26 protein-coding genes are annotated in these 24,831 nt (G+C 67.0%); 3 read left to right on the top strand and 23 right to left on the bottom strand.

Features of this window, described 5'->3' with window-relative positions; translation table 11 throughout:
- Positions 1–25: 25 nt before the first annotated feature.
- The 15 genes from B0675_RS01370 to B0675_RS01300 all read right to left on the bottom strand — a co-directional run bounded on the left by B0675_RS01370 (position 26) and on the right by B0675_RS01300 (position 10,679).
- Positions 26–298 (bottom strand): helix-turn-helix domain-containing protein, encoded by a 273-nt coding sequence (locus B0675_RS01370; RefSeq protein ID WP_081216894.1) that lies wholly within the window; start codon positions 296–298, stop codon positions 26–28.
- A 26-nt stretch (positions 299–324) separates the two neighbouring features.
- Complete coding sequence (locus B0675_RS01365; protein WP_081216893.1) at positions 325–1,779, bottom strand: phage/plasmid primase, P4 family; 1,455 nt, start codon at positions 1,777–1,779, stop codon at positions 325–327.
- Positions 1,776–2,111, bottom strand: a complete 336-nt coding sequence (locus B0675_RS01360) for a hypothetical protein (protein ID WP_241539665.1) — start codon at positions 2,109–2,111, stop codon at positions 1,776–1,778. The genes B0675_RS01365 and B0675_RS01360 overlap by 4 nt, the downstream gene beginning before the upstream one ends.
- Positions 2,108–3,022 (bottom strand): bifunctional DNA primase/polymerase, encoded by a 915-nt coding sequence (locus B0675_RS01355; RefSeq protein WP_081216892.1) that lies wholly within the window; start codon positions 3,020–3,022, stop codon positions 2,108–2,110. The genes B0675_RS01360 and B0675_RS01355 overlap by 4 nt, the downstream gene beginning before the upstream one ends.
- An 86-nt stretch (positions 3,023–3,108) precedes the next feature.
- Positions 3,109–4,389, bottom strand: a complete 1,281-nt coding sequence (locus tag B0675_RS01350; RefSeq protein WP_081216891.1) for a DNA cytosine methyltransferase — start codon at positions 4,387–4,389, stop codon at positions 3,109–3,111.
- 86 nt (positions 4,390–4,475) lie between these two features.
- Entirely contained in the window at positions 4,476–4,799 is a 324-nt protein-coding gene (locus tag B0675_RS01345) for a MazG-like family protein (protein WP_081216890.1), read from the bottom strand.
- Complete coding sequence (locus B0675_RS01340) at positions 4,796–5,110, bottom strand: hypothetical protein (protein ID WP_081216889.1); 315 nt, start codon at positions 5,108–5,110, stop codon at positions 4,796–4,798. Before B0675_RS01340 ends, B0675_RS01345 begins: the two co-directional genes overlap by 4 nt.
- Positions 5,111–5,122: 12 nt before the next feature.
- Positions 5,123–5,722, bottom strand: coding sequence for a hypothetical protein (locus tag B0675_RS01335; RefSeq protein ID WP_081216888.1), 600 nt, complete (start codon positions 5,720–5,722; stop codon positions 5,123–5,125).
- A 13-nt stretch (positions 5,723–5,735) separates the two neighbouring features.
- Entirely contained in the window at positions 5,736–5,930 is a 195-nt protein-coding gene (locus B0675_RS01330; RefSeq protein ID WP_081216887.1) for a hypothetical protein, read from the bottom strand.
- Positions 5,930–6,112 (bottom strand): hypothetical protein, encoded by a 183-nt coding sequence (locus tag B0675_RS01325; protein ID WP_081216886.1) that lies wholly within the window; start codon positions 6,110–6,112, stop codon positions 5,930–5,932. Before B0675_RS01325 ends, B0675_RS01330 begins: the two co-directional genes overlap by 1 nt.
- 14 nt (positions 6,113–6,126) lie before the next feature.
- Positions 6,127–6,381, bottom strand: a complete 255-nt coding sequence (locus B0675_RS01320) for a hypothetical protein (protein ID WP_081216885.1) — start codon at positions 6,379–6,381, stop codon at positions 6,127–6,129.
- 141 nt (positions 6,382–6,522) lie between these two features.
- Complete coding sequence (locus B0675_RS01315) at positions 6,523–8,739, bottom strand: cell division protein FtsK (protein WP_179165217.1); 2,217 nt, start codon at positions 8,737–8,739, stop codon at positions 6,523–6,525.
- 256 nt (positions 8,740–8,995) lie between these two features.
- The gene (locus B0675_RS01310; RefSeq protein WP_081216884.1) at positions 8,996–9,379 is read right to left on the bottom strand and encodes an RRQRL motif-containing zinc-binding protein; all 384 of its coding nucleotides are present in this window, start codon (positions 9,377–9,379) and stop codon (positions 8,996–8,998) included.
- On the bottom strand, positions 9,379–10,395 hold the full coding sequence (locus tag B0675_RS01305) for a DUF2637 domain-containing protein (protein WP_081216883.1): 1,017 nt from the start codon (positions 10,393–10,395) through the stop codon (positions 9,379–9,381). The genes B0675_RS01310 and B0675_RS01305 overlap by 1 nt, the downstream gene beginning before the upstream one ends.
- Positions 10,392–10,679: a hypothetical protein gene (locus B0675_RS01300; RefSeq protein ID WP_081216882.1), complete on the bottom strand. Its 288-nt coding sequence runs from the start codon at positions 10,677–10,679 to the stop codon at positions 10,392–10,394. The genes B0675_RS01305 and B0675_RS01300 overlap by 4 nt, the downstream gene beginning before the upstream one ends.
- A 501-nt stretch (positions 10,680–11,180) precedes the next feature.
- On the opposite strand from B0675_RS01300, the gene B0675_RS01295 reads away from it, so the two are divergent.
- Positions 11,181–11,576 carry a GntR family transcriptional regulator gene (locus B0675_RS01295; RefSeq protein ID WP_081216881.1) on the top strand — a complete coding sequence of 132 codons (396 nt, stop codon included), beginning with the start codon at positions 11,181–11,183 and terminating at the stop codon, positions 11,574–11,576.
- Between the two features lie 216 nt (positions 11,577–11,792).
- Here the strand turns inward: B0675_RS01295 and B0675_RS01290 are convergent, their stop codons facing one another.
- Both B0675_RS01290 and B0675_RS01285 read right to left on the bottom strand, forming a co-directional pair.
- The gene (locus B0675_RS01290) at positions 11,793–12,335 is read right to left on the bottom strand and encodes a flavoprotein (protein ID WP_081216880.1); all 543 of its coding nucleotides are present in this window, start codon (positions 12,333–12,335) and stop codon (positions 11,793–11,795) included.
- A gap of 17 nt (positions 12,336–12,352) precedes the next feature.
- The gene (locus B0675_RS01285) at positions 12,353–13,588 is read right to left on the bottom strand and encodes a helix-turn-helix domain-containing protein (protein WP_081216879.1); all 1,236 of its coding nucleotides are present in this window, start codon (positions 13,586–13,588) and stop codon (positions 12,353–12,355) included.
- Between the two features lie 380 nt (positions 13,589–13,968).
- On the opposite strand from B0675_RS01285, the gene B0675_RS01280 reads away from it, so the two are divergent.
- On the top strand, positions 13,969–14,946 hold the full coding sequence (locus B0675_RS01280; protein ID WP_179165216.1) for a restriction endonuclease: 978 nt from the start codon (positions 13,969–13,971) through the stop codon (positions 14,944–14,946).
- A gap of 10 nt (positions 14,947–14,956) precedes the next feature.
- On the opposite strand, the gene B0675_RS01275 is transcribed toward B0675_RS01280, so the two are convergent.
- Positions 14,957–15,814 (bottom strand): hypothetical protein, encoded by an 858-nt coding sequence (locus tag B0675_RS01275; RefSeq protein WP_241539664.1) that lies wholly within the window; start codon positions 15,812–15,814, stop codon positions 14,957–14,959.
- 291 nt (positions 15,815–16,105) lie between these two features.
- On the opposite strand from B0675_RS01275, the gene B0675_RS01270 reads away from it, so the two are divergent.
- The gene (locus B0675_RS01270) at positions 16,106–17,776 is read left to right on the top strand and encodes a hypothetical protein (protein WP_143661043.1); all 1,671 of its coding nucleotides are present in this window, start codon (positions 16,106–16,108) and stop codon (positions 17,774–17,776) included.
- 47 nt (positions 17,777–17,823) lie between these two features.
- On the opposite strand, the gene B0675_RS01265 is transcribed toward B0675_RS01270, so the two are convergent.
- The 5 genes from B0675_RS01265 to B0675_RS01230 form a co-directional block, all read right to left on the bottom strand.
- Positions 17,824–19,935 (bottom strand): P-loop NTPase fold protein, encoded by a 2,112-nt coding sequence (locus tag B0675_RS01265; RefSeq protein WP_179165215.1) that lies wholly within the window; start codon positions 19,933–19,935, stop codon positions 17,824–17,826.
- A 433-nt stretch (positions 19,936–20,368) separates the two neighbouring features.
- Positions 20,369–21,388, bottom strand: a complete 1,020-nt coding sequence (locus B0675_RS01250; protein WP_081216874.1) for a TolB-like translocation protein — start codon at positions 21,386–21,388, stop codon at positions 20,369–20,371.
- Positions 21,385–23,187 carry an MFS transporter gene (locus B0675_RS41805; protein ID WP_241539663.1) on the bottom strand — a complete coding sequence of 601 codons (1,803 nt, stop codon included), beginning with the start codon at positions 23,185–23,187 and terminating at the stop codon, positions 21,385–21,387. The genes B0675_RS01250 and B0675_RS41805 overlap by 4 nt, the downstream gene beginning before the upstream one ends.
- A 1-nt stretch (position 23,188) precedes the next feature.
- The gene (locus B0675_RS01235; protein ID WP_081216873.1) at positions 23,189–24,076 is read right to left on the bottom strand and encodes an alkaline phosphatase family protein; all 888 of its coding nucleotides are present in this window, start codon (positions 24,074–24,076) and stop codon (positions 23,189–23,191) included.
- Positions 24,077–24,338: 262 nt separating this feature from the next.
- The gene (locus tag B0675_RS01230; protein ID WP_081216872.1) at positions 24,339–24,776 is read right to left on the bottom strand and encodes a VOC family protein; all 438 of its coding nucleotides are present in this window, start codon (positions 24,774–24,776) and stop codon (positions 24,339–24,341) included.
- Positions 24,777–24,831: the final 55 nt, after the last annotated feature.

Below are 24,831 nucleotides of genomic sequence, written 5' to 3'. Positions count from 1 at the left end.
CCTGCTGTCTCTGGCGGGTGTTCAGCTACGCGGCGTTTCGGTCGGCGTCCTTGCGCTGGGTGACGTAGGCGCGCACGTCGGCGGGGTCGTAGCGGAGGTGCTTGCCGATGCGGAAGCCGGGCGGGCCGGTCCGCTTCTTGCGCCACTGGTAGACGGTTTCGAGGGGCACCTCGAAGATCTCGGCTATGTCTTCGGGCTTGAGGTATCGGTCCGGGAGGCCACCCCGGAGGATGGCCCTTGGGTCAGCCTGGATGGGCGCGGTCGCGCTCACTGCGTCCTCCACGAGTTGGAAATACATTCCGATGAGTCGCGACTCATCGGCACTCAGCGGATCTCAGGGGGGTCTTGAGACGCGATGAGTCGCGACTCAGGCAAATGTGGCTCGGACACGTTGAGCGTGATCCCGGTGTAGGTGACCACCTGCCGGCCGTACGCGTCGCGGGGGCGTGAGCGGCTGAGCCGGGGGACCACGGACAGGAGGTTGCGGCCGAACACCTGCTTCGTGCCGGGGCGGACGCCATTGTCTTCGGCCCACTCCCGCCAGACCGTCCACAGCGCGTCTACGGGCACACTGCACGTGGGTCCGGTGGTGCAGCGTTCGCGGATGAACGCGGACGTGGGCGAGGCGGTGTCCTGCATAGTGGTGACCGCTTCCCGGCTGGAGGCCGGTTCTGTGATTCGTTTGGTGCGCTGGAGTCGGGCGAGGCCCTCCAGTGCCCAGTTGAGGATGCCGGGCATTTCTGCGGCCAGGCGGTCGAAGAGGGTGGGGTCTTCCTTGCCGAGCCAGGAGACCCGCATGTTGAGCAGGACGAAGCGGCGGGCGATGACGCCGGAGGAGTCGCCGAAGTGCGGCAGCTCGTTGGACAGGATCACCAGCCGGGTGGGGAGCTTGCCGGTCCACACCTCGCGGTACTTGCGATCGATGTCGATCGTGTCCTCACCGGAGATCGTGAGCAGCCGTTCGACGACCTGGCTGTTGTTGCTGTTGCCGTCCAGCCGGGCATCGGCGATGACCGCGAGCGGCTTTCCGATCAGGGTGGACAGGCCGAAGTTGGTACCGAGCCCGGCGAGGGTCGGTCCGGCCAGGTTCTCCTTGCCGACCAGCTCTTTGAGCACGCGGGCGATGGTGCCTTTGCCGGAGCGGGACGGGCCGACCATGAGCAGGATCTTTTGCTGGTCGGTGCGGCCAGAGAGGACGTAGCCGAACCACTCCTGAACCGCGGCGATGGCGTCGGGGTCGTCGGGCCAGATCTGCGACAGGAAGTGATCCCAGGTCGGCGCCGTGGCGGTTGGGTCGTACGCGAAGGGGACGGAGACCAGGTTGAACAGGCCCGGCGTGTGCGCCAACAGTGCGCGGTCCCGGATGCGCAGCAGCCCGTTCTCACAGGCCACGATCGGACCGCCGTCCGTCTCACCCTCGCCGTCGATCCAGGCTGGGGCATCGGTGTCGGTGGGCACCAGGGTGATGGCTCCGAGCGCATCGAGCAGGTTGCCGATCTTCGTCTTCGTGGGTGCCCAGTCGCGTTGCTCGAACTCTCCGTCCTTGACCGGAGCGAGGTAGACGACGTGTTCCAGGCGCTCGTACATGGCCTTGCGCACCTGCGCTTCGTCGATCTCCCGCCAGTGGGCACCGGTCCAGCGCATCCACGAGCCGCGCCAGCGCCGGCACACAAGCTGTCCGTCCTCGTTCTGCCAGTCGGGCAGGAGACGGCGGGCGACAGCCAACGGGTTGGAGGGTGGGGGCAGTTCCTCGGTGTCGGGGGCGGGGCGGTCCATCATGCGGCGTCCCTCCCTTCCTGGAGGTTGCGGAGCGGGCAGGTGTCGCGGTGGGCTTTGTGGTCGGTGATCAGGGCGTGTACGCGCGTGTGTCCGACGGCGCTGCGGTCACGGCCGCACCGGCACGTCGACGTGGCGGTGGGGGTGGCGCCGCCGGGGGCGGTGATGCGCAGCCACGCGACGGGGTAACGCCCATCGCCGGTCTGCGAGTCAGGGCGAACAGCGATATGGGCGCCCTTGCGGGCGACGTCCTTCGGTTCGCCCACGGTCGGTCGCGGCGGCCCCTGTACGGCGTCCTGAGGGTCGTTCGTGGGATTTCGGGATGCTTTGTTCATGCCGCACGCTCCACAGTCGTCTCAAGGCCGTTGGTGACCGCGCGGCGCGCGTAAGGCTCGGGGACACCGACCGAGACGGCGGCGGCCACGATCTCTTCCCCGATCGCCGCGAGCCCACAGGGCCCGGGGCACCCCGTGTGTTGTACGGCCAGGAAGCGGGCCACGCCGAACGCCTGTGAGCCGGCGCCGGATTCGGTGCGGGCCCGCACCATGGCAAGGCCGCGGTCGAGGCCGGTGCGCACATACGCCTCGGTGTGGCGGCACCCGGTGGCAACCGTCCGGTCCCAGGTGGCGCGCCCGGGGACGGAAGAGGCCACCTCCCCACCGGCGGGGGTGGTGTCTTCCTTCCCTCCCAGGGCGCGGACGGCCTCCGGCAGGTGGGCCATGCGGCCGGTGCCGGGTGAGAGCCAACGGGCATACGCCATGGACGACTTGATGTCCACGCCGGGGCGGACCGCGTTGTGGGAGGGCATGACGCCCAGGTAGATCCAGTGTTGACCGCGGGTGGTGAACACGGTGCGGGTGGCAGGCAGGGTCTCGTGCGCCCAGGTGACGGCCGCCGCGTTGTCGAGGTCGAGGACGGTCAGACCGGCGCCCCCGGGGTGGTAGCCGACGCACACGGCCTGATGCCAGATCGCAGCCCACGCGGAGGAGGTGAGGACGGCGGGGTCGGTGGTGGCGGCGGCCCATGCGTGGCAGATGCCGGGGCACTGGCAGGGGCCCGCGCTCTTCATGTTCGGTCGCCCGCCGCATGCGTTCTTGGCGCATGCGCGGCAGTTGCCGAACGGCACTTTCCCCTGCCGCAGTGGCAGCACGGGCACGCCGGCGGTGGCGAGTTCCAGCGCGGTGCGCAGATGGGTGGGGGTGACGTGGGCCGGGTGGCCCTCGCCGATTGACGCTCGTTGGGTCATGCTGGAGGTCTCCTGCTCTCTTGGAGGGACTGGAGATCCGGGGCGGGCGCAGGCTTGTGGTGAGACGGCGCCCGCCCCGGGCGTATCTAGGCGATGTCCAGGGCGAGTTGGGCCGGGACAGGGTCCGCGATCGCGGGCGCGTCGGCGGCGAGCAGCAGGCGGTAGGCAAGGGCGGCCTGGTGGATGACGACGCCGTTGCCGAGGATCTTGAGCTGGTCGGAGCGCGACAGGCCCAGGTCCGGTGAGGTGACCCAGCCGGGATCGGCGCCCATCATCCATTCCACGAACGCCGGGGACAGTCGGCGGTTGCCCTTGGTGCCCGGCTCGGTCGGCTCCGGTGCGGGACGTCCGAGGACGGTCTCCCAACGCCGGATGGCGGGGCCGTAGTCGGTGCCGTTGGTGGCCACCCACCGCTCGTCCAGGCGGACGGCCTGGCCGGGCAGGTAGTAGTGGCCCGCGGTGTCGCGCTGGTTCGGCCCGCCGTGCGGCCCGTCCGACGCCTTCGGGGTGGGCAGCAGGTTGACGACGACCTCGTTGAGCGGACGCGAGTTGGTCCCGATCAGGTTGGAGGCCTCCGACTTCCAGTCCCGTGCGGCGGGGGTGGGCAGCAGGGTGACGGCGGTGCGCAGGTTCATCCCGCCCTGCCGCTTGGCGGAGGTGCCGGGGCCGCCGGTGCCGTCGGCGGCGGCCGGGGTGGGCAGGAGCCTCAGCCCTCGCTCGGGGGCAGCAAGAAGACCACTTCGTCCTCCAGCGTGGGCCCGTGCCCGCCGGCCTTGCGCTTGTCCGGGTGCTGCGGTCCGCCGTTCCTGCCGAGCTGTGACGTGGGGGTCTTCAGCAGCGGGATACGCGACGGCGAACCAGCGGTCGCGCCGGTGGCAGGCTCCGACTTCGGGATCTCCAGCACGTAGGCACATCCACCGCGCGTCGTACCCGAGCGCGGCCAGGTCGGCGGCGACGACGTCGAGCCCGCGGGAGCGGAGGGCGGCGACGTTTTCCAGGAAGACGAGGCGGGGTCGTAGGTGGCGAATGGCGCCGTGGGCGATGGTTTTCCAGAGTCCTGAGCGGTCACCGGCGATCCCTCCCCGAGGTCCGGCATTGGAGATGTCCTGACACGGGAAACCGGCGGTCAACGCTGCCGGACGCGCGACCTCGGAGGCCAGCGCCTCCCAGTTCACGGTGGTGATGTCGCCCAGGTTGCGGGCGTGGGGCACGCGGGCGGCCAGCAGCTTCGAGGCGGCGGGGTCCTTCTCGCCGACCGCGACCGTGGGCAGGCCGGTGACGGCTTCCACGGCCAGGTCCAGCGCGGCGGAGCCGGTGCACAGGCTGATGTTGCCGCCCTCCGGCGGCGCGGCGGGGGCGTGGGTCATGCTGGAGGTCTCCTGCTCTCTTGGAGGGACTGGAGATCCGGGGCGGGCGCAGGCTTGTGGTGAGACGGCGCCCGCCCCGGGCATAGCTATTGGTCCTTGTCGCGGGTGAGGCGCCGGGCGGCAGCATCCAACTTGGCCGTCAGGGTGGCGGCCGGCTGGTCGCTGAAGGCGTGCAGGGCGACGGCGGCGGCGATGATGACGTCACACAGTTCGCCGGCGACGTCGGCCGGGCTGTGGGTGGTGCCCTTGCGGGGGTTCTGGCCGGTCATGCCGATGTAGGCGGCGGATGCCTCGCCTGCCTCCTCAACGACCTTGATCAGACGCATCGCCCTCTCGTGGTCGCCGGTGCCGTTGGCGGCGTCCAGGGCGGTGACGATGCGGCCGATGACGGGCCACAGGATCGCGCTCATGCGGACTTCCTCCCTGTGGTGGGCAGGTACAGGGGCATGGGCTCGGGAGCGGCCGGCTGGGGCAGCAGCCGCACTGTGGTCTGCTTGCTGGGGGTGGGCGCGTCGTCGTGGAAGCGCTGTGTGCCCAGATCGCGGCTCCCAGCCCGGTGGCGGGGAGCTTCGGGGTGGGTGTCGTTCCACTGCTCCGCGCACACCTTGTGGACCGGCTCTTGGGTGTGCGAGCGCATCGGGGTGGGCTTGCCGCACAGCGCGCAGGGCAGGTCGTCGAACCGGTCGAAGTGCGAGGCGTCACGCCAGATCAGGAGTCGCACGCCGGCCCCCTGTCACGTGTCCCGGTGGTGTGCGGGCAGCTCGGGCAGGCCCGTGCGCTCCAGGGCGGTGGGGTCGAAGCCGGGCAGGGTGGCGCGGGTGACGAGTGCCTGCGCGAGCTGTTCGGCGTAGGCGGCACCGGTGCGCGCCACCTCGACCTGTGTGGTGGCGCGGAGAGTTTCGACGCGCTCGATGTGGGCGCGTTCCTCGCGGCGCTCGGTGATGTCCCGCTGATGGGCGACCGTTTCGCGGCGGTCGGTGCGCCAGTAGCGGGCGGCGAGCGCGTAGGCGCCGGTGGTGGCCAGGGACCACAGCAGCAGCGGCAGCGGCATGCCGTCGGTGTATCCGGCGACTCCCGCGAAGGCGAGCGCGCCGGACGCGGCGAACGCGGTGCCCACCAGGACGGAGTCGCCGGTGCTGTTGCCCGCGGCCACGCCCGCGGCGGCGGCCCCCAGCGACAGGGCGCCCATCAGGACGGCGCTGCCGACGGAGTGTTCGGCGCCGTTGGCGTTCCAGATCCGGGCCAGCGCGAGCACGGTCGTGGTGGCGATCGCGGGCGCGCCCTTGGGCGCGGCGATGGCAAGCCAGTGCCGCGCGACGATGGGTTCATTCACGGGTGGCCTCCGGTCAGTTGCCGAGCGCGGACAGGGCGTCCGCGGACGCCTGCACGAGGTTGCGGATGGGCTCGTACGCGCCGGTCCCGGCCACGAAGAACCCGAACAGGAACAGCACGACGGCCGCTCCGGCCCCGGCGGACCTGGTCTTGACGGCGAGGGCGGACGCGGCGCCGAACAGCAGCACGGCGGAAATGCTCAGAACCATCAGGAGCCCTCCGACCGGGCGAGGTTGGCGAACCGCGCCCGCATGTCGGCGAGGGCGCGGCGCAGGTCGGTGAGGCTGACCGGATCGGCGCGGAACCAGTCCTGCACGTCCGCGGACAGGAAGTCGCTCGTCTCGTCACGGCAGACGATGACGGGCGGGCGGTGCTCGGGGTTGTGGGTCATGGATGCTCCCGGGGTCAGTCGGTGGTGCCGGCGCGGTAGATGCGGGCCCAGCGGTTGTAGAGCCAGCGGCCGACGCGGATGCGCTTGCCGGTGGCGTGGCAGCGGCGGCAGTCCTTGCCGCGCTTGAGCCGTCCCTTGCGGTCGCGCTTCAGCGCGTGGCCCATGCCACGGCAACGGCGGCAGTCGCCGAACGGCGAGGCCGCACACAGACCGCCGTAACCGAGTGTGATGGCGAGTAGGCAGGCGATAGCGATGAGGATGGGGGTCACGAAGAGCCCTCCCAGGCGGTTTTCAGGGGTTTCCGCAGGTGGGCCGCTATCCGCTAGCGGCCTGATCAGAGGCGGTTTGGGGCGCTAGCGGGGCCGCTAACGTTAGCGGGGTGTGCCGCTATCGCTAGCGGCCCCGGAGCGTCAGCCCGCGTCCCGGAGTCCGTCACGCTCCGCAATCGCGGCGGTGATGTGGGAGCGGTCGATGCCGCGCCGGTTGACCACCTTGCCGTTGACCCGGCGACCCACCTGGATCGTGGCGATGCCGTGCGGCTTCAGGGCGGCGGCGAGCCCTTCGGGGTCCCAGCCGTCGTAGACCTCGGGCCGCAGTTCGGCGAGGCGGGAGACGACGGTCTCGGACCAGACCTTGGGCTCGTCGGCCGCCACGACGGCGAGGATGTCGCGCAGCAGGTCATACGCGCTGGACGCGTCCAGCTCCGGCTCTTCCCCGAGCGCGTAGCCGGACAGCGTGCCGGCCAGCTCGCGGGCCTTGCGGGCGCGGGCACCGATGGCTTCGGCGGCCGGGGCATCCACGTACACGGAGCCGACGATCCGGGCGTCCGAGCCCTCGCCGACGAAGTAGTGAATGCCCTTGTCAGCCCAACTGAACATGGTGGCGCGCACGCCCCGCTTGTAGGCGGAGGTGCCGAGCACCATGTCGTTCTCCAGCTGGCCCATGACCTTCAGGCAGAACCGGGCCGATGCGTTCGCGCTGATGCCCGTGGGCAGCGCCTTGGCGTCCGGGCGCTGGGTGGCGAGCAGCAGCACGATCCCGGTGGCAGGTCCCCGTTTGACCAGGTCGGTGCAGATCTCTTCGAGTTCCTTGCCGTACTTGTCGTGCTCGAACCAGACCTGGCACTCATCCACCCCGACCACGATCGGGTGCAGTCCCAGCGACTTCTTGTTCGCCAGCTCGGAGGTCACCTTGGATTCGGGGCAGATGTCGCGGGGCAGGGAGCGGATCATCTTGGCGCGGCGCCGGAGTTCCTCGCGCAGCGCGCGCAGGTCCCGCACCGCGTACTCGATGTCCTCCTCCTCATCCCCCGCCCGGTGCCGGTAGCTCACGGCGTTGCCTACCGGATCCAGGTCGCCGGTGCCCTTGAGGTCGTAGGTGTGCAGCTCAGCGCGCGGATCCAGGGCCGCGATGAGGAGCAGGAGGCGGAGCAGGAAGGTCTTGCCCATGCGGGGGATCGCGCCGATGACGGCCGCGATGTACATGAGCGTGATCTCGACCCAGCGTCCGCGCTGGTCGGTGCCGAACGCGACCGGCTTGAACAGGTCCACGCTGCCCGACTTCAGCAGCGGCCACGCGGGCTTCTTGGCCTTGGACATGTCCTGGTCGCCGACCCACAACACCAGGTGCCCGGTGTGCTCGTTCGGGACCGCCTCCGGCCACACGCAGCCCAGCGGGCGGCGCAGTCCGGACGCGAGCCGGTCGCGGCGCTCGATGACGTCGGTCACGGTGACGCCGTAGGGCAGGTTGCCCTCCGCCCGCCAGCCGGGTCCGTCGCGGGTGATCGGGGCGGTGAACTCGAAGCCGTCCCGGCCCTTGCCCTGCGCCTGGTTGATGGCGGGGATGCCGAGCGAGCCGAGCGCCCGCAGCACGATGTCGCTGGTGAGCTTGACCGCGGTGGGCAGTTCCACCGCGCGATGGATGACCGGGTCATCCGCCTTGCGGCCGGCCGCCCCGAGCGCCATCACGACCGCGCCGACCGACAGGGCCTGAAGCCAGTCGGGGGCCAGCACATAGATGGCGAGGGCGGAGCCGAGCCCGATGAACATCGCCAGCACCGCGACCAGGGTGCGCAGTCGGACCCGCCCGTCACGCTGCCGGGACAGCTTCAGGTACTCGGCAGCGTCCTCGCGACGCACGGCCGCAAGACGGACCGGCTCGCCCTCACGGTCGGCCACCCACCGCATGGTGGCGCCCACGAACTTCGCGGCACCGGAGGGGGCCTGGAGGCTGAGGCGAGCGGCGTAGACCGGGGAGCGCAGCGCGTGATAGCCGACCGAGTGCGCGTAGTGCCGGGCCACCCACGCGGTGGCGGTCTTCAGCTCCGCCGTGGACTTCAGCCACAGCGGGACGACCGGCCGGCGCTGCGCGGCGAGCAGCCGACCCAGGTAGCCCGGACCGGCCGCCTTGGCGGTCGGAAGGTCGACCATCGGGCGGGCGGTCGGGTCGCCCGACTCGCTCGCGTCGGAGTCGGCCGACCGGTCGGCGCCGGGTCGGGTCGTCGGGTCGGCCGACTCGGTACGGGCCGACCGTGCCTTGTCGAGGTCGACTACCTCGCCCCCGGAGTCGGCGGTCATCTCGGCTTCGAGTCGGTTGAAGAGTTCGTTGTCGTCGTCGGGGTGCTTCACTGGATGGTCCCTTCCAAGGGAAGAGGCGTGGTCCGGCCGTCGCTGTAGGAGGTGGGCGGACGGACCCCGCCGGATCGTGGTGCTACGGGGGGTGGCATGGGGGAATCTGCGTTCAGGACGCGGCCGTGCAAGTGGTGCGGCAAGCTGGTGCAGCAGCCAGAAAGTCGCTGGCGAAGGCGGCGTTTTTGCAGCAAGTCACACCGCCGCAGGAGCCGAGTCCTCGAAGCTGTCCTGGAGTTCGTGGACATCTGGTAGGTCACGCGGCGCGCTGTTCCTCGGGGTAGGCGCACAGCACGCACATGCCGAGCGAGGTCGGCAGGCAGTAGCTGTAGACGACCCGGCACTTGGGGCAGGTGCGGCGGGCGAGCATCGCCAGCGCGAGCGCCCCGCAGCGGCGGGAGGTCATCGGCCGGACCGGCTTGGCCAGGTCGATGCGATAGAGGTAGGCGACCTGCACCCCTCCCTTGCGGCCCCGGTGGTGGCGCATCACCTGTGCGGCGATCGGCTGACCGCCGGGGCGCAGGCCGCGGGCCCGTAACTGCCGTCGGGTGGCGTAGCCGCGCGGGGCGAACTGCCAGGGGAACGTGGGCACCCCGAACCGGGCGCCGGAGGGGTCGTAGCACTTGGTGTAGGCGGCCATTACGCGGCCACCTCCTCGCCACCCTCACCGGACGCCGGGTCGTCGGTGGCATTCACGGAGTGCAGGGCGCGGCCGTCGGCCCGCTCAGCGAGCAGCGCGTCACGCACCTGCCGGGCCGGAGCCGCACCGCAGTGCAGCGCCTTGCGCAGCGCCTCACCGTTGATCTGGCTGTCGGGCCAGTCAGCCGTAGCCGTGCGGGCTTCCGCGAGCAGTTCGGCCGGCGTGCGCTGCGGCGCGGCGCCCTTGCCCGGCCGCTTGCGCGGCTTGGGCGCCGCCTGCTTCGGCGCCTGCGGTGCCGTGGCAGGCTCCGGGGCCGGCGTCGGCTCGGCACCCAAGTCGGCAGCAGCGGGGGCGAGCTCGCCCATGCGCAGCATCACGCGCTCGCGCCGCGGGGTCTTCGACCGCCACTTACGGCCGTAGCGCTCGCGCAGGTCCGCACAGGCCAACTGCCGTTCCTTCTCCCGTGCCAGGGCCTCGCTGTAGGAGGTGATCTCCCACAGCGTCATGCGGCGCCACAGGGCGAAGGTGGAGGGGAAGGCGAGCAGCCAGCGGGAGAAGCGGATCTTCTCCATGCGTCGGCCGGTGGCGGCGCCGATGCGGACGGCGTAGATGTGGGCGCCGATCTCGGAGAACACGACCCACAGCAGCGGCATGGTCCCGTGCGCGACCTTGGCCCACAGGTCCTGTCCGGCCGCGACGTTCAGGCCGCAGGTGATCAGGGTGAGCACCCAGGGCACGAACCGCACCCAGGCCAGCGCCATATCCATGCGGATCAGCAGCAGGTTGGCCATGGTGAATACCGGAATGGCCACGTCGATACCGACCGGCAGCATCCACGGCGAGGAGAACCCCCACCGCAGCGCGGCGGCGGAGACGGCGTCGAAGGAGGAGATCAGACCCAGCGCGCCGACTCCGGCCGCGGCGAGCGCGCCGACTCCGGCAAGACCCAGTTCCGGGCGGGTCAGCGGGGGCACCCCGGATGCGGGCGCCTCGGGGGCGAGGTGCGAGGTGGTCATGCCGCGACCCCCTTGCGGGCCGGGCGGCGGCGGGCGGGGCGGGTGAGGGGGATGACGTCGAACAGGTCCGGGTTGTCCTCGATGACCTGCGCGGCGATGCGGATCAGGTCGTCGGGAAGGTCGGGGTTGTCGGCGAGGATGTCGCGCGCCGCGTCTTCGCGGGCCGCGCGCTCCTGCTCGCTCTCGCCCTCGACCCCGAGCCACAGCTCAACGGGGGTGCCGAGCGCGAGTTCGGCGAAGTCCTCGGCAGAGACGGCCTGTTGGCGACCGATGTACGCACGCATGGAAACTCCTGAAAGGGGAGGGACGGAGAGCCGGAGCAGCCGCAGGCGTGTTGGTGAGACGGCGGCTGCTCCGGAAGCCCCGAGCCGCAGGCGCGGTTGGGGGAGCGCCCCGGGCGAGATTCGATCTCGCGCCCTTCACGGCTGAGTGCCGGGGCTTTGAAGCGGGGGGCTGGCCCTCGCGAAGGTGCTGCGGATTCAGATCACTCCATGCCGTCACCGCCCCGAGGGGCGGATCCGGGCAGGTCACCCGGCCCGACATGGTCGGTCGGGATGGTGACCCGCACCCATCGACCACCCGTGTGCAGGTGGCTGGGTCGGCACTCTGTTGAGTTCTTCGCAGTGCTGAATCCGGGCCTTGCTTCCGGGCACTGACACGGCCGTTGAAGCCCTTCCGGGCCTCGCGTTCGGCGACGATTTTAGATTGACCTAGGTCAATCTGACTGTCAAGAGGGTGCGGTTGAGCGACATGAGATTGACCTAGGTCCGGTTACTCTCGGGGGCATGGATCAGAGCCCCGAAGTGCCCAAGCCCACGCCGACGGCCAAGGAGATTGCGGCGCAGTTCCGCGAGAAGATCACGGGCCCCGATCGCGAGTACGACGCGGGGGACCGGCTCCCAGCAGCTCGCGCCCTCGCCAAGGAACTCGGTGTACAGCTCATGACTGTTCAGAGCGCGTACGGCCAGCTCCGTGACGAGGGGTTGATCCTCACCCAGCAGGGGCGCGGGACGTTCGTCCGCGACCCCGCTGCCCCCCTCGGCACCGAGCCGGGTAGTAGCCCCGCATTCGCGGCCCTGGCCGCAGAGCTCAGCACGATTCATGACGCTCTCCGGTTGCTCGGGGAGCGGCTTGACCGGCTTGAGCGGCTTGTGGGTAGCGAGACTCCACCGTCGCTGTGAGTTCATCCGCACGCCTCAGCAGTCGTTCGACTGTGAGGCGTGCGTCCCTCAAACTCGCTTTGACCAAAGCGAGTTCAGCAGGAGTCATGCCTTCCAGCTCGCCGCTTCGCTCATTGATCCTTGGCATGCCAATGAGCATGTAGCCGTGAACGGCAGAGGACCCGGACAGAGTGTCCGGGTCCTCTTTGCTTGCAGCTCAAGGCAGTTGACGACTCATCATCGAGTCGCTTCGTCCACGGCATCCAGCACTGCCTCCCAGGGCAGTTCGCGCCCCGCCGGCGCCTCGCGCGGTTCGTACAGCGGCCACACCTCCGGGCCGTAGACGATGCGCACGCCTCCCGCCCGGAGGGTGTCGATGTGGTTCTTCCATGCCGGGTGGCGGGCGTGCGCCGCGTTCACCCGCGGGAAGACGACGAGGGGCAATCCGAGGGTGCCGATCGCCTCACCCACCTGTGTGAGCGCCTGGTTGTCCATCAGGCCGGTGGCGAGCTTGGCCACCATGTTGGCCGACGCGGGGGCCACCACATAGCAGTCAACCGGCGGGTGCGGTCGTGCCTCGCCAGGAAGGCGGGGTTCATCGCGCACGGGTAGGCCGGTGACTTTCTCCAACTTCTCGACCTCGCCGCTCATCCGTAGCCACTGACCAGCGGTCGGCGTCAGAGTGACCGCCACCTGCCAACCGCGCCCCATCGCGGGCTCAACCAGGCCGGTGCGCAACGCCTCTACGCCTCCGGCCGCCGACCCGACGACTCCGAGCACCCCACGCTTTCCTGAACTCACTGCACCGCCCTGCACCGTTGAGCCATCACGAACACCTCGGACGATCGCGAGCCGCCGGTAACCGGTGATTGCTTGATCAGATCCCGCAGCGTCTCGCGAACCCTCGGATTGTTGCGTACGAGCTGCGGCGACGTGCGTTCGGCCGTGCGGAGTTCCATGAATGCCTCATCGCCCTGACCGTTGAGGGAGAGAGCGCGTGCGAAGTCGATACGGTGCGACACGCTGCGTTCCTGAGGCATGTGGTCGACGTTGATCCTGCCGTGTTCCACCACGTACGACACGTTGTCGAGATCCAGCTCAACAGACAGACGGTGAAGCAGCACGTTCGTGGGCCCGAAGCCGGTCTGCCAGTAGTTCTCATCCCTGCCGAGATCATCCGCAAGTTCTTCGGCTCGGTCCAGCAGGCCGGCAGCGGTGAGCCGGTCCTGGTGGCGAGCCGCCGCGACTGCGGCTCGCAGATGGATCATCCCCAGCAGACTCAGCGCGGCAGGGTCGTTGTCGGTCACCTGAGACGAGAGCCATGCGGCGGCCGTGTTGCCCAGCTCCAACGCGTCGTCGTACCGGCCGTTGGCCAGCAGCGCGTGTGTGCCGGATCGTGCGGCGGACGCCAGCACGAGTGGGTCGTCGGACTCGTCTGCGGCACGCATCGCACGCTCCGCAGCGAGCCATGAGATGTCCGACTCACCGATCTTGGCGAGGGTCGTTGCTGTGAGGTGATGGGTGCGGGCCGACACTGCCCAGCAGTCGCTACGGTCCTCGCCGCGCCGTGCGGCTCGCTCCTCCAGCTCTTGCGCAGTCTGAAGGAGCGCCGGAAGCGCGGAGATGACGCTGCCGAGTCGCCCACCCTGGTAGTCGTTCCAGGCTTGCTCCACGCGCACGGCCACAGGCGCCGGCGTAGGGAGCTGTACTTCAGCCTCGGGGCCGAACAGCAGACGCGATAGCCGACGCGGGCTCATGAGCGCGTCGCGTACAGCAGGAACGTCGTCTTGCTGCCTCTCGTCTTCTATGAGCACGGTCTGCCCGAATAGATCCCCGAGTGGAACACGCAGGATCCGCGCCAACTCAGCGAGCATGTCGATCCTGGGAGGCTTCCGGCGCCCCGTCTCGATCTTCGCCAACCAATCGGTGCTACGACCGACCAATCCGGCGAGTACCTCTTGCGTGTAGCCGCGACGCTTCCGGTAGAACGCGATGCGTTCACCGATGCTGAGGTGATCTCCAAGACCACGCATAACGTGCTGTCTCCTGCGGTCGTAGGGGCCCGTCTCACGGTACAGAGCTGATGTCTGGGCAGGTAGAGGCCCTACTTGCGTGGGGCCAGGACAAGGATGACGTGTGCGTAGTGAAGGGACCCGGACACAGTGTCCGGGTCCCTTCACTACGCACACCGCGCGAATCTGGTGCAACAACCAACGACCAACGAGCACAGACCGCTATGATGCTTGTGGCACGGCCGACCCTGAACGGCCCTTTGGTAATGGGGATGGTGAATCTGCCCCGTCGCCCACGCCATATTTCTCAAGGCCGCTGCCCCTCGCGCTGATTCGGCGTGAGCGCCTGGCGTGTGTCTTGCAAATTCTGGGGCCACGGTCAGATGGGGACGACGCACTACATGGATGAACCCTCGGTCAAGGAAGTTCTTGAGCAATGGCTTCGAGAGAGTTCCTTTGACGCACCGCCCAGTAACATGCGTCCGTATGTCACTTTTCCATCCGATGAAGCGTTTGCTCTCTATCTCAGTGACGTCGAAGATCGACCAGAGCAGGAAGTAATTGACTTATTGTGGAGGATGCTGTCGGCCTGCACCTCCATCATGGATACAGACATCTACCGCTTGATGCTCAATCATGCTAGTCAAGTAGATCAAGAGGATGCGGAAGTCGCACTTAATTCTGGGTCTATGAAACGTCTGCGGTGGCGAGATAAGACTAACCAGGGGGATGCCTGGGAGGGGGTTACCTGGGTCCTGGAAATGCTCCCCGCACGACCAGGCTCTGCAATTCAGGCACTAGACCTCTATATGCTCGCCCAGCATGGCTTGCCGGATCGCCGTATCCATACAATCGCGGACGCCATCGATATTATTCGCGCAAAATGGATTGGTAATCCGAAGACGATTGCAGAGCGCGTAGCACTGCTCAAGGAACTTGATCCGAGGAAGTTCGAGGCGTTGGTTGCCGCACTGTGGCGTGAGATGGGCTACGAAACTGTTCTCACTCCTTCGAGTCAAGACGGTGGCTACGACGTGCACGCGACGAGAGACCTTGTAGGGCGCAATGAGAGGGTCATCGTCGAGTGCAAGCGCTACAAAGAGAAGAAAGTTCCTGTTGCCATAGTTCGAGCGCTGAATGGCCTGGGGAATCCCGATCTGGCGCATGCCAAGCTGGCGATCGTTACGACCTCCGGATTTACAAAGGGGGCCAAGAAGGAAGCAGAGGATAATCGTAGGACTGAACTGATCGACGGGACGACACTCGTGCCAATGCTTAACGAGCACCTGGGCGCAGACTGGCCAAAGCGGCTTGAGCACATTGTGAGGCTCGCATTCCAAGAGAGCTCACTATCGAATGAGGAGCAAGCCCCGAGTTGAATAGCGCACCTCAGCTACCGCTCGGCGTGCTCTGCTGAGTAGCAGCACGGGCGACCCTGAATATCGCCACAGTCCCCAAGAACGGCGCAGGGCCACCAGTAAGGGGGTAGTCGTCCATGGTCGCGGAGTAGAGAGCGAGTCCCTTCTCTGCAAGCTCATCCAGGATGGCCGTGATGCTTCGCTGTGCATCACGCACCGACGAGCGAGAGAACTCGATATCTCCTGAGATGTCGCTCCAGTCCCGGAAGGTCTGAACGGCGCTGTCTATGAGGTCCTGCTCCTCGTCGGTGCAGTCGTCTGGTTCTTCGTGGGGCAACCACCCAAGGCAGCCGGAGAGGATCGGCCAGAGATCGCGGCCCGTCTTCATGTGCTTGAGGATGACGACCTCGAACTCGGGCTCATCTAGCGTGACGACGTCGATGATCCTGTCGACCTGTGCCCGCTTGAGCTTGCTGATCTCGTCCGCAAGCGTCTTGAGCCCCCACACCTCGATGGTGACGCCGGGGTGTAGCGGGCGAAGCTCGTTGTCGATGAATTGGTCGACCTCGCCTGGCAAGGTGTCGTTGGTGAGGAAGCGCCACACCCTTACGTCCCGGTGCTCCTGGAGGCAGCCCTCCAAGTCACTGCGGATCTTCGCCTTGGTCTTGTCGATTCGCTCGCCACGCGTCGCGTGCGCCGCGAAGAACACCCGAGCTTTCGGACAGTACCCGTCGTTCTTGGTGTCGCCCTTCGGTCCAGCAGCCCGCACGGGTTGGTAGTCGCCGGGGTACAGCTCCAGGCCGAGCCGGTCCATGCAGTCCTGGAAGGCGTTGCTCTCCAGGCGGAGGAGCTGGCCTTCAACGAGCTTGCGCAGCGAGTTGAGATCCACGGCAGCCATTACCGCACAGCGCCGGAGCGCTGCGCAGCTAGGTTCCATCGATCAAGGGCGCTTGGCCGGCGCGAGCGGGAAGCAGCGATCGACGTCTCGGTACTTCGGCGCTACGCCATCTCGATCAGCTCGGTGTCGACCTCGCGGATGACGGCTGAACCCAAGTGCGTGCCGCGGTCCGTGGAGACGTACTGGCTGTTTTTATTACGGCATATCAGTCAGGTTCAACGGCACGTGCCGACGTGGTGAAATGTTCTTTCCAAACCGTAAAATTGGCGATAAAATATATACATGAGTGAAGTGTCATTTCTTGATTTTGAGGACTTGATCGACTATGCGACGGGACGGCGGTCCAACGGTGGCTGGGTCACTGCCTACGCACAAGAAAAGCGTGACAACGAACAGAGCAGCTACTACAGCGCTCTCGTGCCGGTTGATGAAATTGACGCTCGTCTCGTCGAGCCGTCGTGGGATCTGGATCTTGGTGACGGCACACCTGGGTTCTCGTTCTACTTTGATGGCAGGGAAAGTCAGTATCACCGATTCGGCGACGATAGCGCCATCGAGCCGTTGGTCATCCGTCGCTACTTCTATGGGATGAAACCGTCGTGCGTCGAGGTGTGCGAGGAGTTCAGGCACTTCCACAACCTCTATGAGGATCGAGCGACCCATACTCTCCTTGCGTTTGACGAGAGCGGCGATGAGATTGAGGTCGTCCGCGTATCTGACGACAGGGTAGAGGTCAGGGTTAAGTACCTGAAGGAGTACCTTGCGGCGCGTGGCATGGCGTTGCTGCTGCTGTACGTCATTGACCGGTGGAGCGAGAAAAGCCTTGAAGAGCTTGGGATGACGCGACAGAACGAACACCAGGGCGGCAGTGGCAGTGACTACCGTTACTTGCGATCCGTCGACGCCTTTCCCGACCTTGCCCCTGAGAGGAATACTTGCGGGCGCCTTCTTGGCAAGGCGGTGATGAGGGGAGCTGAAAACTACGACCCGAAGCGTTCATGGCAACGGCATGAGCGCAAGTACGAAGACTTCATTATCGGCGTGGACGACGATGGCGAGGAAGTTCAACACACGTGCGACGAAGAGGAGCTTGCCAACAACTTTGGGAAGAACACCGGCGCTCCGCATTTCCTCACGTCCGTATTTTTCCGCCGAGAAGTTCTGGCGAAGTACTACAACGAACCAGGGAAGTTTAGCGTCGAGGACGGCTACCTCCGTTGCGCGGGCTATTGGGGTATGCCGCTGGACAACAACCACCGGAAGTACGTCACCGTGTTCCTTGGCGATCTAGGGAAGCTGCCGCACAAAGAGCAGCTTTACTGGACGCGTTACAACGTTGCACCCGATGGCAGGATGAGCGACGTTAATTTCCGTCGTTCCATGTTGGGACAATGGGCTGACGCTACGGAGCCGGCGCTTCTCTTCAAGCGGACGTACGAACGCTTCGGAGAAAACTGGCAATCACAGCAGGGATGGGGACTCTTTAAAAAACTCAAGCCTGCGGACGCGCATCACTGGACTTCATTGCACGTTCCATCGGACGGCAACCAAAAGGAGTTCGATGAGCAGATCATGTCGCTGACGAAACTTCTGGTTGACCGCATCAATGAGGCTGAGGTAGGTAAGCGGGCAACCCTCGAACCTAATGACAAGGGTGGTATCACAAAGTTTGGTCGGTATCTGGATGACATCGGGTTCACTGAGGCGCGGGCGTTCGTTCAGTTGCTTCGGAACTTGCAAAGCCTGCGTAGCGGCGTTGCCCACGTCAAGAACACCAAGAACAACAGCGACTACCAAAAGGCTGTACGCTTCTTCGACCTCGATGCCAGGGGGCTGTCTCAGGGGTTCGCTGACATCCTCGATGAGGCGACCGTGTTTATTGGGAAGCTGGAAGAGAAAGTCGTCACGACTTCGGATGAAGAGACGCCTAGTTGTCGACGCCCTGGTGCGTAGAACCCACAATGATGAAGGTTTCCGAGGGCTTTGCCGCCGTGGTGCTCTCACTCTTCGGGATTTTGTCGATCTCTATCGCGGCGTTGCCTCAGTTGCCCTAGGGCCATGATCCTGCGATTCTCAATCGTGTCCTCGTAATGGTGCCTGCGAGGCGTAGGTCCGGCGGCATCTAGCTGACTTTCGAGGACCTCAAAGAAATATTCTAGGCCGATAATCTCTTCCAATACATCAAACTGGAGATCCGCCAATGACTCGGAATTCCCGCTAGTGGCAACTGAAACACTCCTGGCGGCGAAATCCAAGGCGCTCCACTGACCGTCCAGCAGCGCTTGTTTCAGTTGAGGATCGGTGACGTCTTTTCCTGCGGTAATTCGCCAATGATATACGTGCCGGAAGTCGTGAGTGGATACTGATTCCAATGGGTGCGTGAAGAGTGAGGTCACGCGCTTATTGAGAATCCGAGCAGCATTATCGCGGAACTCTGAGATGGCGGGAATGTCACTCTCTTTAGCCCTGGACAAGATGCTCGATAGCATGATTGCTCCGTGCGATAGGTTATCGATCGAGTCGACGACCTCTTTGATTCGGCTGGTAGGAACCTCCGCAATTGCGAGGGTAGCTACGCTTTCAATGAGGACTATCGAGCTCCCATCCACGGAGAAAAATTCGTAGTCGCCTTCGGCATACACCTCAGCCATTACTGGAAGTAGGACGGCGGAGGCGTTGGGTTTTCCTGGTAGGAGATTCAGCAGCTTGCGGCATGTCCGCTTTATGTTGCTCAGGAGTGTTCCGCGGACCGCACTCAATGAAGTCTCGTCGGTCGATTCATCGATTCTGTCGATCATCTGTTGCAACGAGACATCAGATGTATCGTCATCCGGGACACCAAAGGCAAAGTATCTATCGAAGTAGTCTCGGTTTCCGACCCCACTCATGCCGGCTCTCTGCCGCAATGAGTATGACCCACCGTCGGGGTGGAGGCGCGGGAACAGTGATAGTAGGAGCTTGTGCAGTCCAGGGATATTTTCCTTGCTCACGTGAGCTTCTGAAAGAAGTGCATGCCAACGAGTCTCCTTTTCGGAAGCGCTCTCCTTTTTTGCGCCGAAGATGGCCTCTAGTGCTTCGCCTAGCAGTTCATCGCGCCAAGCTCCAGTCAGATTCTTGTACACGTCTGGCTCGAAGGTGCGAATGAAAGTAATCAGGGCAAAGTCGGTAAATCTGACTTCTTTGTTTAGCGTCTCGTAAAACGCGTCGATCTGTGCAAAGTATCTGTTGATGGCACGCGGCGTCGTCAGATAATTGCGAAGGTAATTCCTGTATGAACTGCCGAAAGCTTCCTGGTCTTCTCTGCCCAGTTCGATCGAGTAGGCTGCCAGGAGTTCATTCATTGAGGAGTTAACCAAATTGGCCTTCTGGGCTGGGCGTAGATCAGGTACATCAAAACGAACCTGGATGATCTTCTCCATGTAATCGCGAGCCCGCGCCCTGTTGCCCGACGCGACACTCGTCTGCTGGATCAGGTCGAGTAGCGTTTTTTCGTCATAAGCAAGCAGGTAGTACACGTTGGGTAGGCGGCCGACGAGCCTCACAAGCTTGAACACCATGAGTAGTTCATCTGGCGTGAGCCGGTCAAGGTCGTCCATTACAAATAGGATGGGGTGCTCAATTTCCCCTAGGGCATCCTCGGCCTTCTTCTTCAGTGAACTTGCGCTCACGTCGCCAGCGATCCTTTCCCCGAGAGATTCGAGTGCGGAACTAGCGTCAACGCCGACTAGGCCGTTGACTTTTCCTATAGGGGAAATGGCGGTGAAGAAATTGCCTACCTGTTCTCTTTTTCTGCCCCATTTTTTCCCTTTGGGGAGTGCTTCCCTAAGGGAGACGAAAAACCCAAGTTGGAGGGATTCGACGTCACTGTAAAGCCACGGGTTCAGGTCTACGACGATCCAGGGTTCTGTGTCATGCTCCTCAAGACCCTTAACGATAATTTCCAGCGCAGTCGACTTTCCCGCTCCCCAAGGTGCGATTAGTCCAGCGACACTACTTTTACTCTGTCGCCTGATTTCTCCAAGCGCGCGTACGGTGCGGTTGGCGAATTTTTCACGTTCCAGACGGTCGTTGTCAGGGTCTGGGTCGTCGCGGAAGTAACTGCGCTGGCTCATGGACAGAGCGTAGCCAGGCGCACTTGGGCGCGGGGTCGTGTTGTGCGGGTAGGGACGGAGCCGGAGTTCGATGCAGGTTTCAGCGGGTGCCGATGTGAGGAGCGCAGCGATCGCCAGGCTGGCATGGCCGGGCCGTCCGTGGGCCGTCGAAGGGCGACCTAAGGCGACCATCAACGGCCATCAACGGCCTCCAGAGCGCCTGACGGCCCTGCGTCGATGCCCGTCACTGAAGGTTGCCCCCGCCCTACATCACTTCCTGCGCAACAAGAAGTCGGAGTGGGAGGAGTACCGCAGCGAGGTCACGGCGTTCGAGCTGCGGAAGAACTTGCCGGTGCTCTAGGGGCACACCGGGGCGGGTGTCCCGCGGGGGCCGGGAAACGGCGCGCAGGGCCGGCGGTCAGTGATCGCCGGCCCTGCGGTGTGTTCGGCGGGGTCAGCCGATGTACGCCGGGGACACCGCCGCCGTGCTGATGCGGTGCGGTGCGCCCGTGCCGTCGGACGGGAGGGTGTACAGGTCCGCTCCGTAGTCGCCGGGGAGGGCGTAGACCAGGGTGTGGTCGTCGCGCCAGACCGCCTGGTCGTCGACGCTGCGGGGCTCCGCCAGAGCCGTTTCGCGGCCCGTGGCCAGGTCGAGGACGTACAGGTGCCAAGGGGCGTCCGCCGGGAGGCCCTCGACGCGCTTCTTGTAGGCGACGCGGGTGCCGTCGGGGGACAGGGACGGGCACTCGACGTCGGTGTGCACGGTGGTGACGGTGCGGGCCCGCAGATCGCCGCGGACCAGGTAGGTCGAGCCGTGCGTGGCCATCGTGGCGTAGAAGGTGCGGTCGTCCGAAGCGAACGTCACGCCCCAGAAGTTGACGTCCGCCGCGTGATAGGTCCGCCCGTCCTTGATCACCCGGTACGCCTCCAGCGACGGTGTCAGCCGGCCCGTGCGGGTGTCGACGATCGCCGCCCGCGTCGAGAAGTTCGTGCCCGCGTAGGAGTCGCCGCCGACGAACGCCGTCCAGGCCGCGAACCGTCCGCTGGGCGAGACCCTGGCCCGGGACGGGATCCCCGGCACGTCGTAGCGGGCCCTCTCGTGCAGCGTGGCGTCCAGGATCACCGCCCGGTAGGTGTCCTGGACCGTGCCGTGCTTCGCCTGGAGGCACACGCCCGTGCCCGAAGCCGCGTAGAAGCGCAGGCACTTGACCTTCGACGCGATCCGCGGGGCCGACGGGTCCGACGCCGGGACGGAGGTCAGTTCGTCGCGGTGCGGACCCCATGCCATATTGCGGAACACCAGCCGCCGGGAGTCGGTCAGGGACACCGGCCCGGCGCTGATCCGCGGGCCCCCGGGCCGGGCCTGGTTCCTGCGGTCCGCGCGCGCCGAGGCGTGCAGCACCGAGGCCACCGCGACGCCCGCGAGGACGACCAGGGCACACGCCAGGACCAGGATGCGGTTGCGCAGCGTCATACGAGGCCTTCCGAGGGGACGGAGGGGCGGATGGGGCGGAGGCCGAGCGCGAGGACGGCGCACAGGGCGAGCAGCACGGCCGACGCCGTCAGCGCCGTACGGTCGCCCCACGCCGTCCACGCCGCGCCGAACCCGAGCGAGCAGGCGAAACGGGCCAGGGCCTGGCCCGTCTGGACGAGCGCGAGCCCGGAGGCGCGCAGCCCGCTCGGCACGCTGTCCGAGGCGGCGGCCATCAGGACGCCGTCGGTCGCCGCGTAGAAGCCGCCGTGCAGCAGCAGGACGGCACAGGCGGCCGCCGTGCCCTGCCAGGAACCGAGCAGCAGGGCGTACGCGAGGAGCAGGGCGCCGTGCCCACCGACGAACACCCGCCACCGGCCGGTCCGGTCCGCGAGCCGGCCGAGCGGGACCGCGAGAAGGAGGAAGGCGGCGGCAGTGCCGAGGGGCAGCAGCGCGAACCAGCGGTCCGGTACTCCGAGACGCCGCTGGAGGAGCAGGAACACGAACGAGTCGCTCACCGTGGCGAGCCCGAGCAGCAGCGCGCAGACCGCGATGCGCCGCAGCTCCGGGCGGTGGAGGAGGGCCAGCGCGGCGCGCAGGGTGGGACGGGGTGCGGTGGCCGGACCGGCCGGGGCACCGGTGCCGGTCGCGCATACGAGACCGGCCGCCCCGGACGCGGCTCCAGCCCCGGCCCCGGCCCCGGTCTCGGCCCCGGTCTCGGCCCCGGTCTCGGCCCCGGTCCCGGTCTCGGCCCCGGTCCCGGTCCCGGACCAGGCCCCAGCCGCGGACCCGGACCCTGCCTCGGCCTTGGCCCCCGCCCCGACCCCGGCCCCGGCCTCGGCCCCGGCCCCGGCCCCGGCCCCGGCCCCGGCCCCGGTCCCGGTCCCGGTCCCGGTCTCTGGTTCGGACCCGGAGCCGAATTTTGACTCGGTCCCGCGCTCAGGCCGGGCCCCAGACTCGGACCCGGAGTCGAAAGCGGGCCCCGACACCGCCCCCGACCCGGCGCAGGCCCCCATGTCGGGTGGCCGCACGGCACAGACCCCTGTGCCGGAAAGCCGCACGGCACAGACCCCCGTGCCGGAAGGCCGCACGGCGCCGGCCCCCGTGTCGGAAACCCGCGCTGCGGCGGCCCGCGTCGCCGTGCCCCCCGGTACGAAGAGCACCAGCACCAGGACACCCACCACCGCCACGCAGAAGCTCACCATGAACACGGCGTCGTATCCGTCGACGGTGGCGCGCAGGATCAGGAAGGCGACGAGCGGGCCGAGCAGGGCGCCCGCCGTGTCCATCGCGCGGTGCACGCCGAAGGCCCGGCCGCGGTTCTCCGGGGTGCTGGACAGGGAGATCAGGGCGTCGCGCGGAGCGGTGCGCAGCCCCTTGCCGGTGCGGTCGGCCGCGAGGACCAGGCCGATGGGGGTGAGTGTCTGCGCCACCAGGAGCAGCGGTTTGCAGGCCGCCGAGAGCGCGTAGCCGGCACCCGCCACCCACTTGTGGCGGCCGCCTCCCCGGTCGGCCAGATGGCCGCCGACGAGCCGGACCAGGGCCGAGAAGCCGTTGTAGATCCCGTCGAGGAGCCCGAAGCCCAGCGGTGACAGGCCGAGGCCCGCCACCAGGTAGAGGGGCAGCACCGCCGTCACCATCTCGGAGGAGACGTCGGTGATCAGGCTGACCGTGCCGAGGGCAAGCACCGTGGGCGCGACCGCGGCACGGCGCCGCCTGGCTCGGGGCCGGGCGGCGCTGTCCGCGGACGGGGTCGTCGCCGGCGCCTCCGGAGCGACGGCGCGGCTGTCCGCTACATACATGTCAGGACGTCCAGATGCCCGTGATGTCCTTGGCGGAGGCGGCGTTGCCGGCGTGCGTGAGGCCGTGCATGTCCTCCAGCGTGCGCAGCAGGTCGTAGTGGTTGTAGGTGGTGGCTGAGGAGGAGCCCGGGGTCACCTGCTGGCCGTAGAGCACGGTCGGGATCTTGTTGCCGGCCAGGCGGTTGTCCTCGTCGAAGGTGACGACGAGGAGGCTGTTGTGGGTCTTGGCCCAGGTGGCGTACGCGCCGAGCTTGTTCTTCAGCCAGGTGTCACCGGTGGACACCGAGCAGTCGTGCATGTCGCTGCACAGGTTCGGGACGACGAAGGAGACCTGGGGGAGTGTCGTGTAGTCCGTGGGGAACTGCGCGAACGTCCTGGCGCTGGACGTGGGCACGTTGCTGAAACCGAACCAGGGGTTGTGCTTGCGGGCGTAGTCGCCGCTGCTGCAGGTCGTCGAACCCTGGCTGGGCAGCGTCTCGTTGTAGCTGCCCCAGGTCTTGCCCTTGGCGATCAGCTCGGAGGCGAGGTTCGGGGCGGAGGAGAAGCCGGGTGTGTAGCAGCTGTCGTCCGTGATCCCCTGCGTGGAGCCGGAGAACAGGGCGAAGTAGTTGGGCTGGCTCGGGTGCGTCTCGGCGTACGACTGGGAGAGGTTGGCCCCGCCGGTCTTCAGCGAGTTGATGTAGGGGGCGCTGGAGGAGCCGATCACCTGGCTGTACGCGTGGTTCTCGAAGACCACGACCACGACGTGGTCCGGGGTGGGGACGGCCGCCGCGGCGTGCGCGGGGGCCGAGCCGGCGAAGCCGGTCCAGATCCCGGCCGCTGCCGCGGTGAAGGCGAGAGCGGATGCCACGACGGCACGACTGCGGCGGTACACGTTTCTGCCGGGCACTGCAGACCTCCGGTGAGTGGGGGGCGACGACGGTGGCGGTGCGGACAGAGCATGCACACGCCAACATTCCCGGGGCCCACGTCTCTCAACCGGCGGAGTGAAGAGCGGATGAACGGCTGCCGTCGCGGCCCTCCCGGCGGCCGGGAATGCTGCCGCCACGCCCCCGGGCAGCCGGAGCCGTCACGCCTCCCGGCGACCGGGGGAGGCCGCCGTCACGCCCCCCCCGGCGGCCGGGGACGTCCGGCGTCGGAGCCCGCTGCCGTCAGCCCTCGCGGGCGAGTTGGCCGAGTACCTGGTGGAGCGGCTCCGTCGCCCGCTTCCGGTACTCCTGGATCGCCCACCCGTTGCCGTCCGGGTCCTTGAAGTACATGAAGGTGGCACCGTCCTGCGGCGCGAACGCCACCGGCTCGCTCACCTCCAGGCCGCGCGCGGTCAGTTCCTCGTACGCCGCCGCCGCGTCCCGCACGCACAGCTGCATGCCGTGGTACGTCCCCGGCCGCGGTGTTCCGGTCGGGATCCGGAGGCCGTCGACGAGGGCGATCGAGCATCCGGACCCGGGCGGCGTCATCTGCACGATCCGGACCCCCTCCATCACCTCGCCGTCCAGATCGACGTGGAAGCCGACCTTGTCCCGGTAGAACTCCTTGGCCCGGTCCACGTCCGAGACGGGCAGAACGATCACTTCGAGGGTCATGTCCACGGTTCGACTCCCTTGTCCCACGGCACACGGCTCCGTCCACACAAGCCCAGACCGG

The organism is Streptomyces sp. M41(2017), from assembly GCF_002078175.1.
GTDB lineage: Bacteria > Actinomycetota > Actinomycetes > Streptomycetales > Streptomycetaceae > Streptomyces.
The sequence above is the reverse complement of the archived record's forward strand: the minus strand, read 5'-3'. Positions and strand labels throughout refer to the sequence as shown.

Excerpts from the sequence above, each read along its gene's own strand:
- B0675_RS01370 (WP_081216894.1), bottom strand. The coding sequence starts at position 298 with ATGTATTTCCAACTCGTGGAGGACGCAGTGAGCGCGACCGCGCCCATC.
- B0675_RS01365 (WP_081216893.1), bottom strand. The coding sequence starts at position 1,779 with ATGATGGACCGCCCCGCCCCCGACACCGAGGAACTGCCCCCACCCTCC.
- B0675_RS01360 (WP_241539665.1), bottom strand. The coding sequence starts at position 2,111 with ATGAACAAAGCATCCCGAAATCCCACGAACGACCCTCAGGACGCCGTA.
- B0675_RS01355 (WP_081216892.1), bottom strand. The coding sequence starts at position 3,022 with ATGACCCAACGAGCGTCAATCGGCGAGGGCCACCCGGCCCACGTCACC.
- B0675_RS01350 (WP_081216891.1), bottom strand. The coding sequence starts at position 4,389 with ATGACCCACGCCCCCGCCGCGCCGCCGGAGGGCGGCAACATCAGCCTG.
- B0675_RS01345 (WP_081216890.1), bottom strand. The coding sequence starts at position 4,799 with ATGAGCGCGATCCTGTGGCCCGTCATCGGCCGCATCGTCACCGCCCTG.
- B0675_RS01330 (WP_081216887.1), bottom strand. The coding sequence starts at position 5,930 with ATGGTTCTGAGCATTTCCGCCGTGCTGCTGTTCGGCGCCGCGTCCGCC.
- B0675_RS01325 (WP_081216886.1), bottom strand. The coding sequence starts at position 6,112 with ATGACCCACAACCCCGAGCACCGCCCGCCCGTCATCGTCTGCCGTGAC.
- B0675_RS01310 (WP_081216884.1), bottom strand. The coding sequence starts at position 9,379 with ATGGCCGCCTACACCAAGTGCTACGACCCCTCCGGCGCCCGGTTCGGG.
- B0675_RS01305 (WP_081216883.1), bottom strand. The coding sequence starts at position 10,395 with ATGACCACCTCGCACCTCGCCCCCGAGGCGCCCGCATCCGGGGTGCCC.
- B0675_RS01300 (WP_081216882.1), bottom strand. The coding sequence starts at position 10,679 with ATGCGTGCGTACATCGGTCGCCAACAGGCCGTCTCTGCCGAGGACTTC.
- B0675_RS01295 (WP_081216881.1), top strand. The coding sequence starts at position 11,181 with ATGGATCAGAGCCCCGAAGTGCCCAAGCCCACGCCGACGGCCAAGGAG.
- B0675_RS01285 (WP_081216879.1), bottom strand. The coding sequence starts at position 13,588 with ATGCGTGGTCTTGGAGATCACCTCAGCATCGGTGAACGCATCGCGTTC.
- B0675_RS01280 (WP_179165216.1), top strand. The coding sequence starts at position 13,969 with ATGGATGAACCCTCGGTCAAGGAAGTTCTTGAGCAATGGCTTCGAGAG.
- B0675_RS01270 (WP_143661043.1), top strand. The coding sequence starts at position 16,106 with ATGAGTGAAGTGTCATTTCTTGATTTTGAGGACTTGATCGACTATGCG.
- B0675_RS01265 (WP_179165215.1), bottom strand. The coding sequence starts at position 19,935 with ATGAGCCAGCGCAGTTACTTCCGCGACGACCCAGACCCTGACAACGAC.
- B0675_RS01250 (WP_081216874.1), bottom strand. The coding sequence starts at position 21,388 with ATGACGCTGCGCAACCGCATCCTGGTCCTGGCGTGTGCCCTGGTCGTC.
- B0675_RS41805 (WP_241539663.1), bottom strand. The coding sequence starts at position 23,187 with ATGTATGTAGCGGACAGCCGCGCCGTCGCTCCGGAGGCGCCGGCGACG.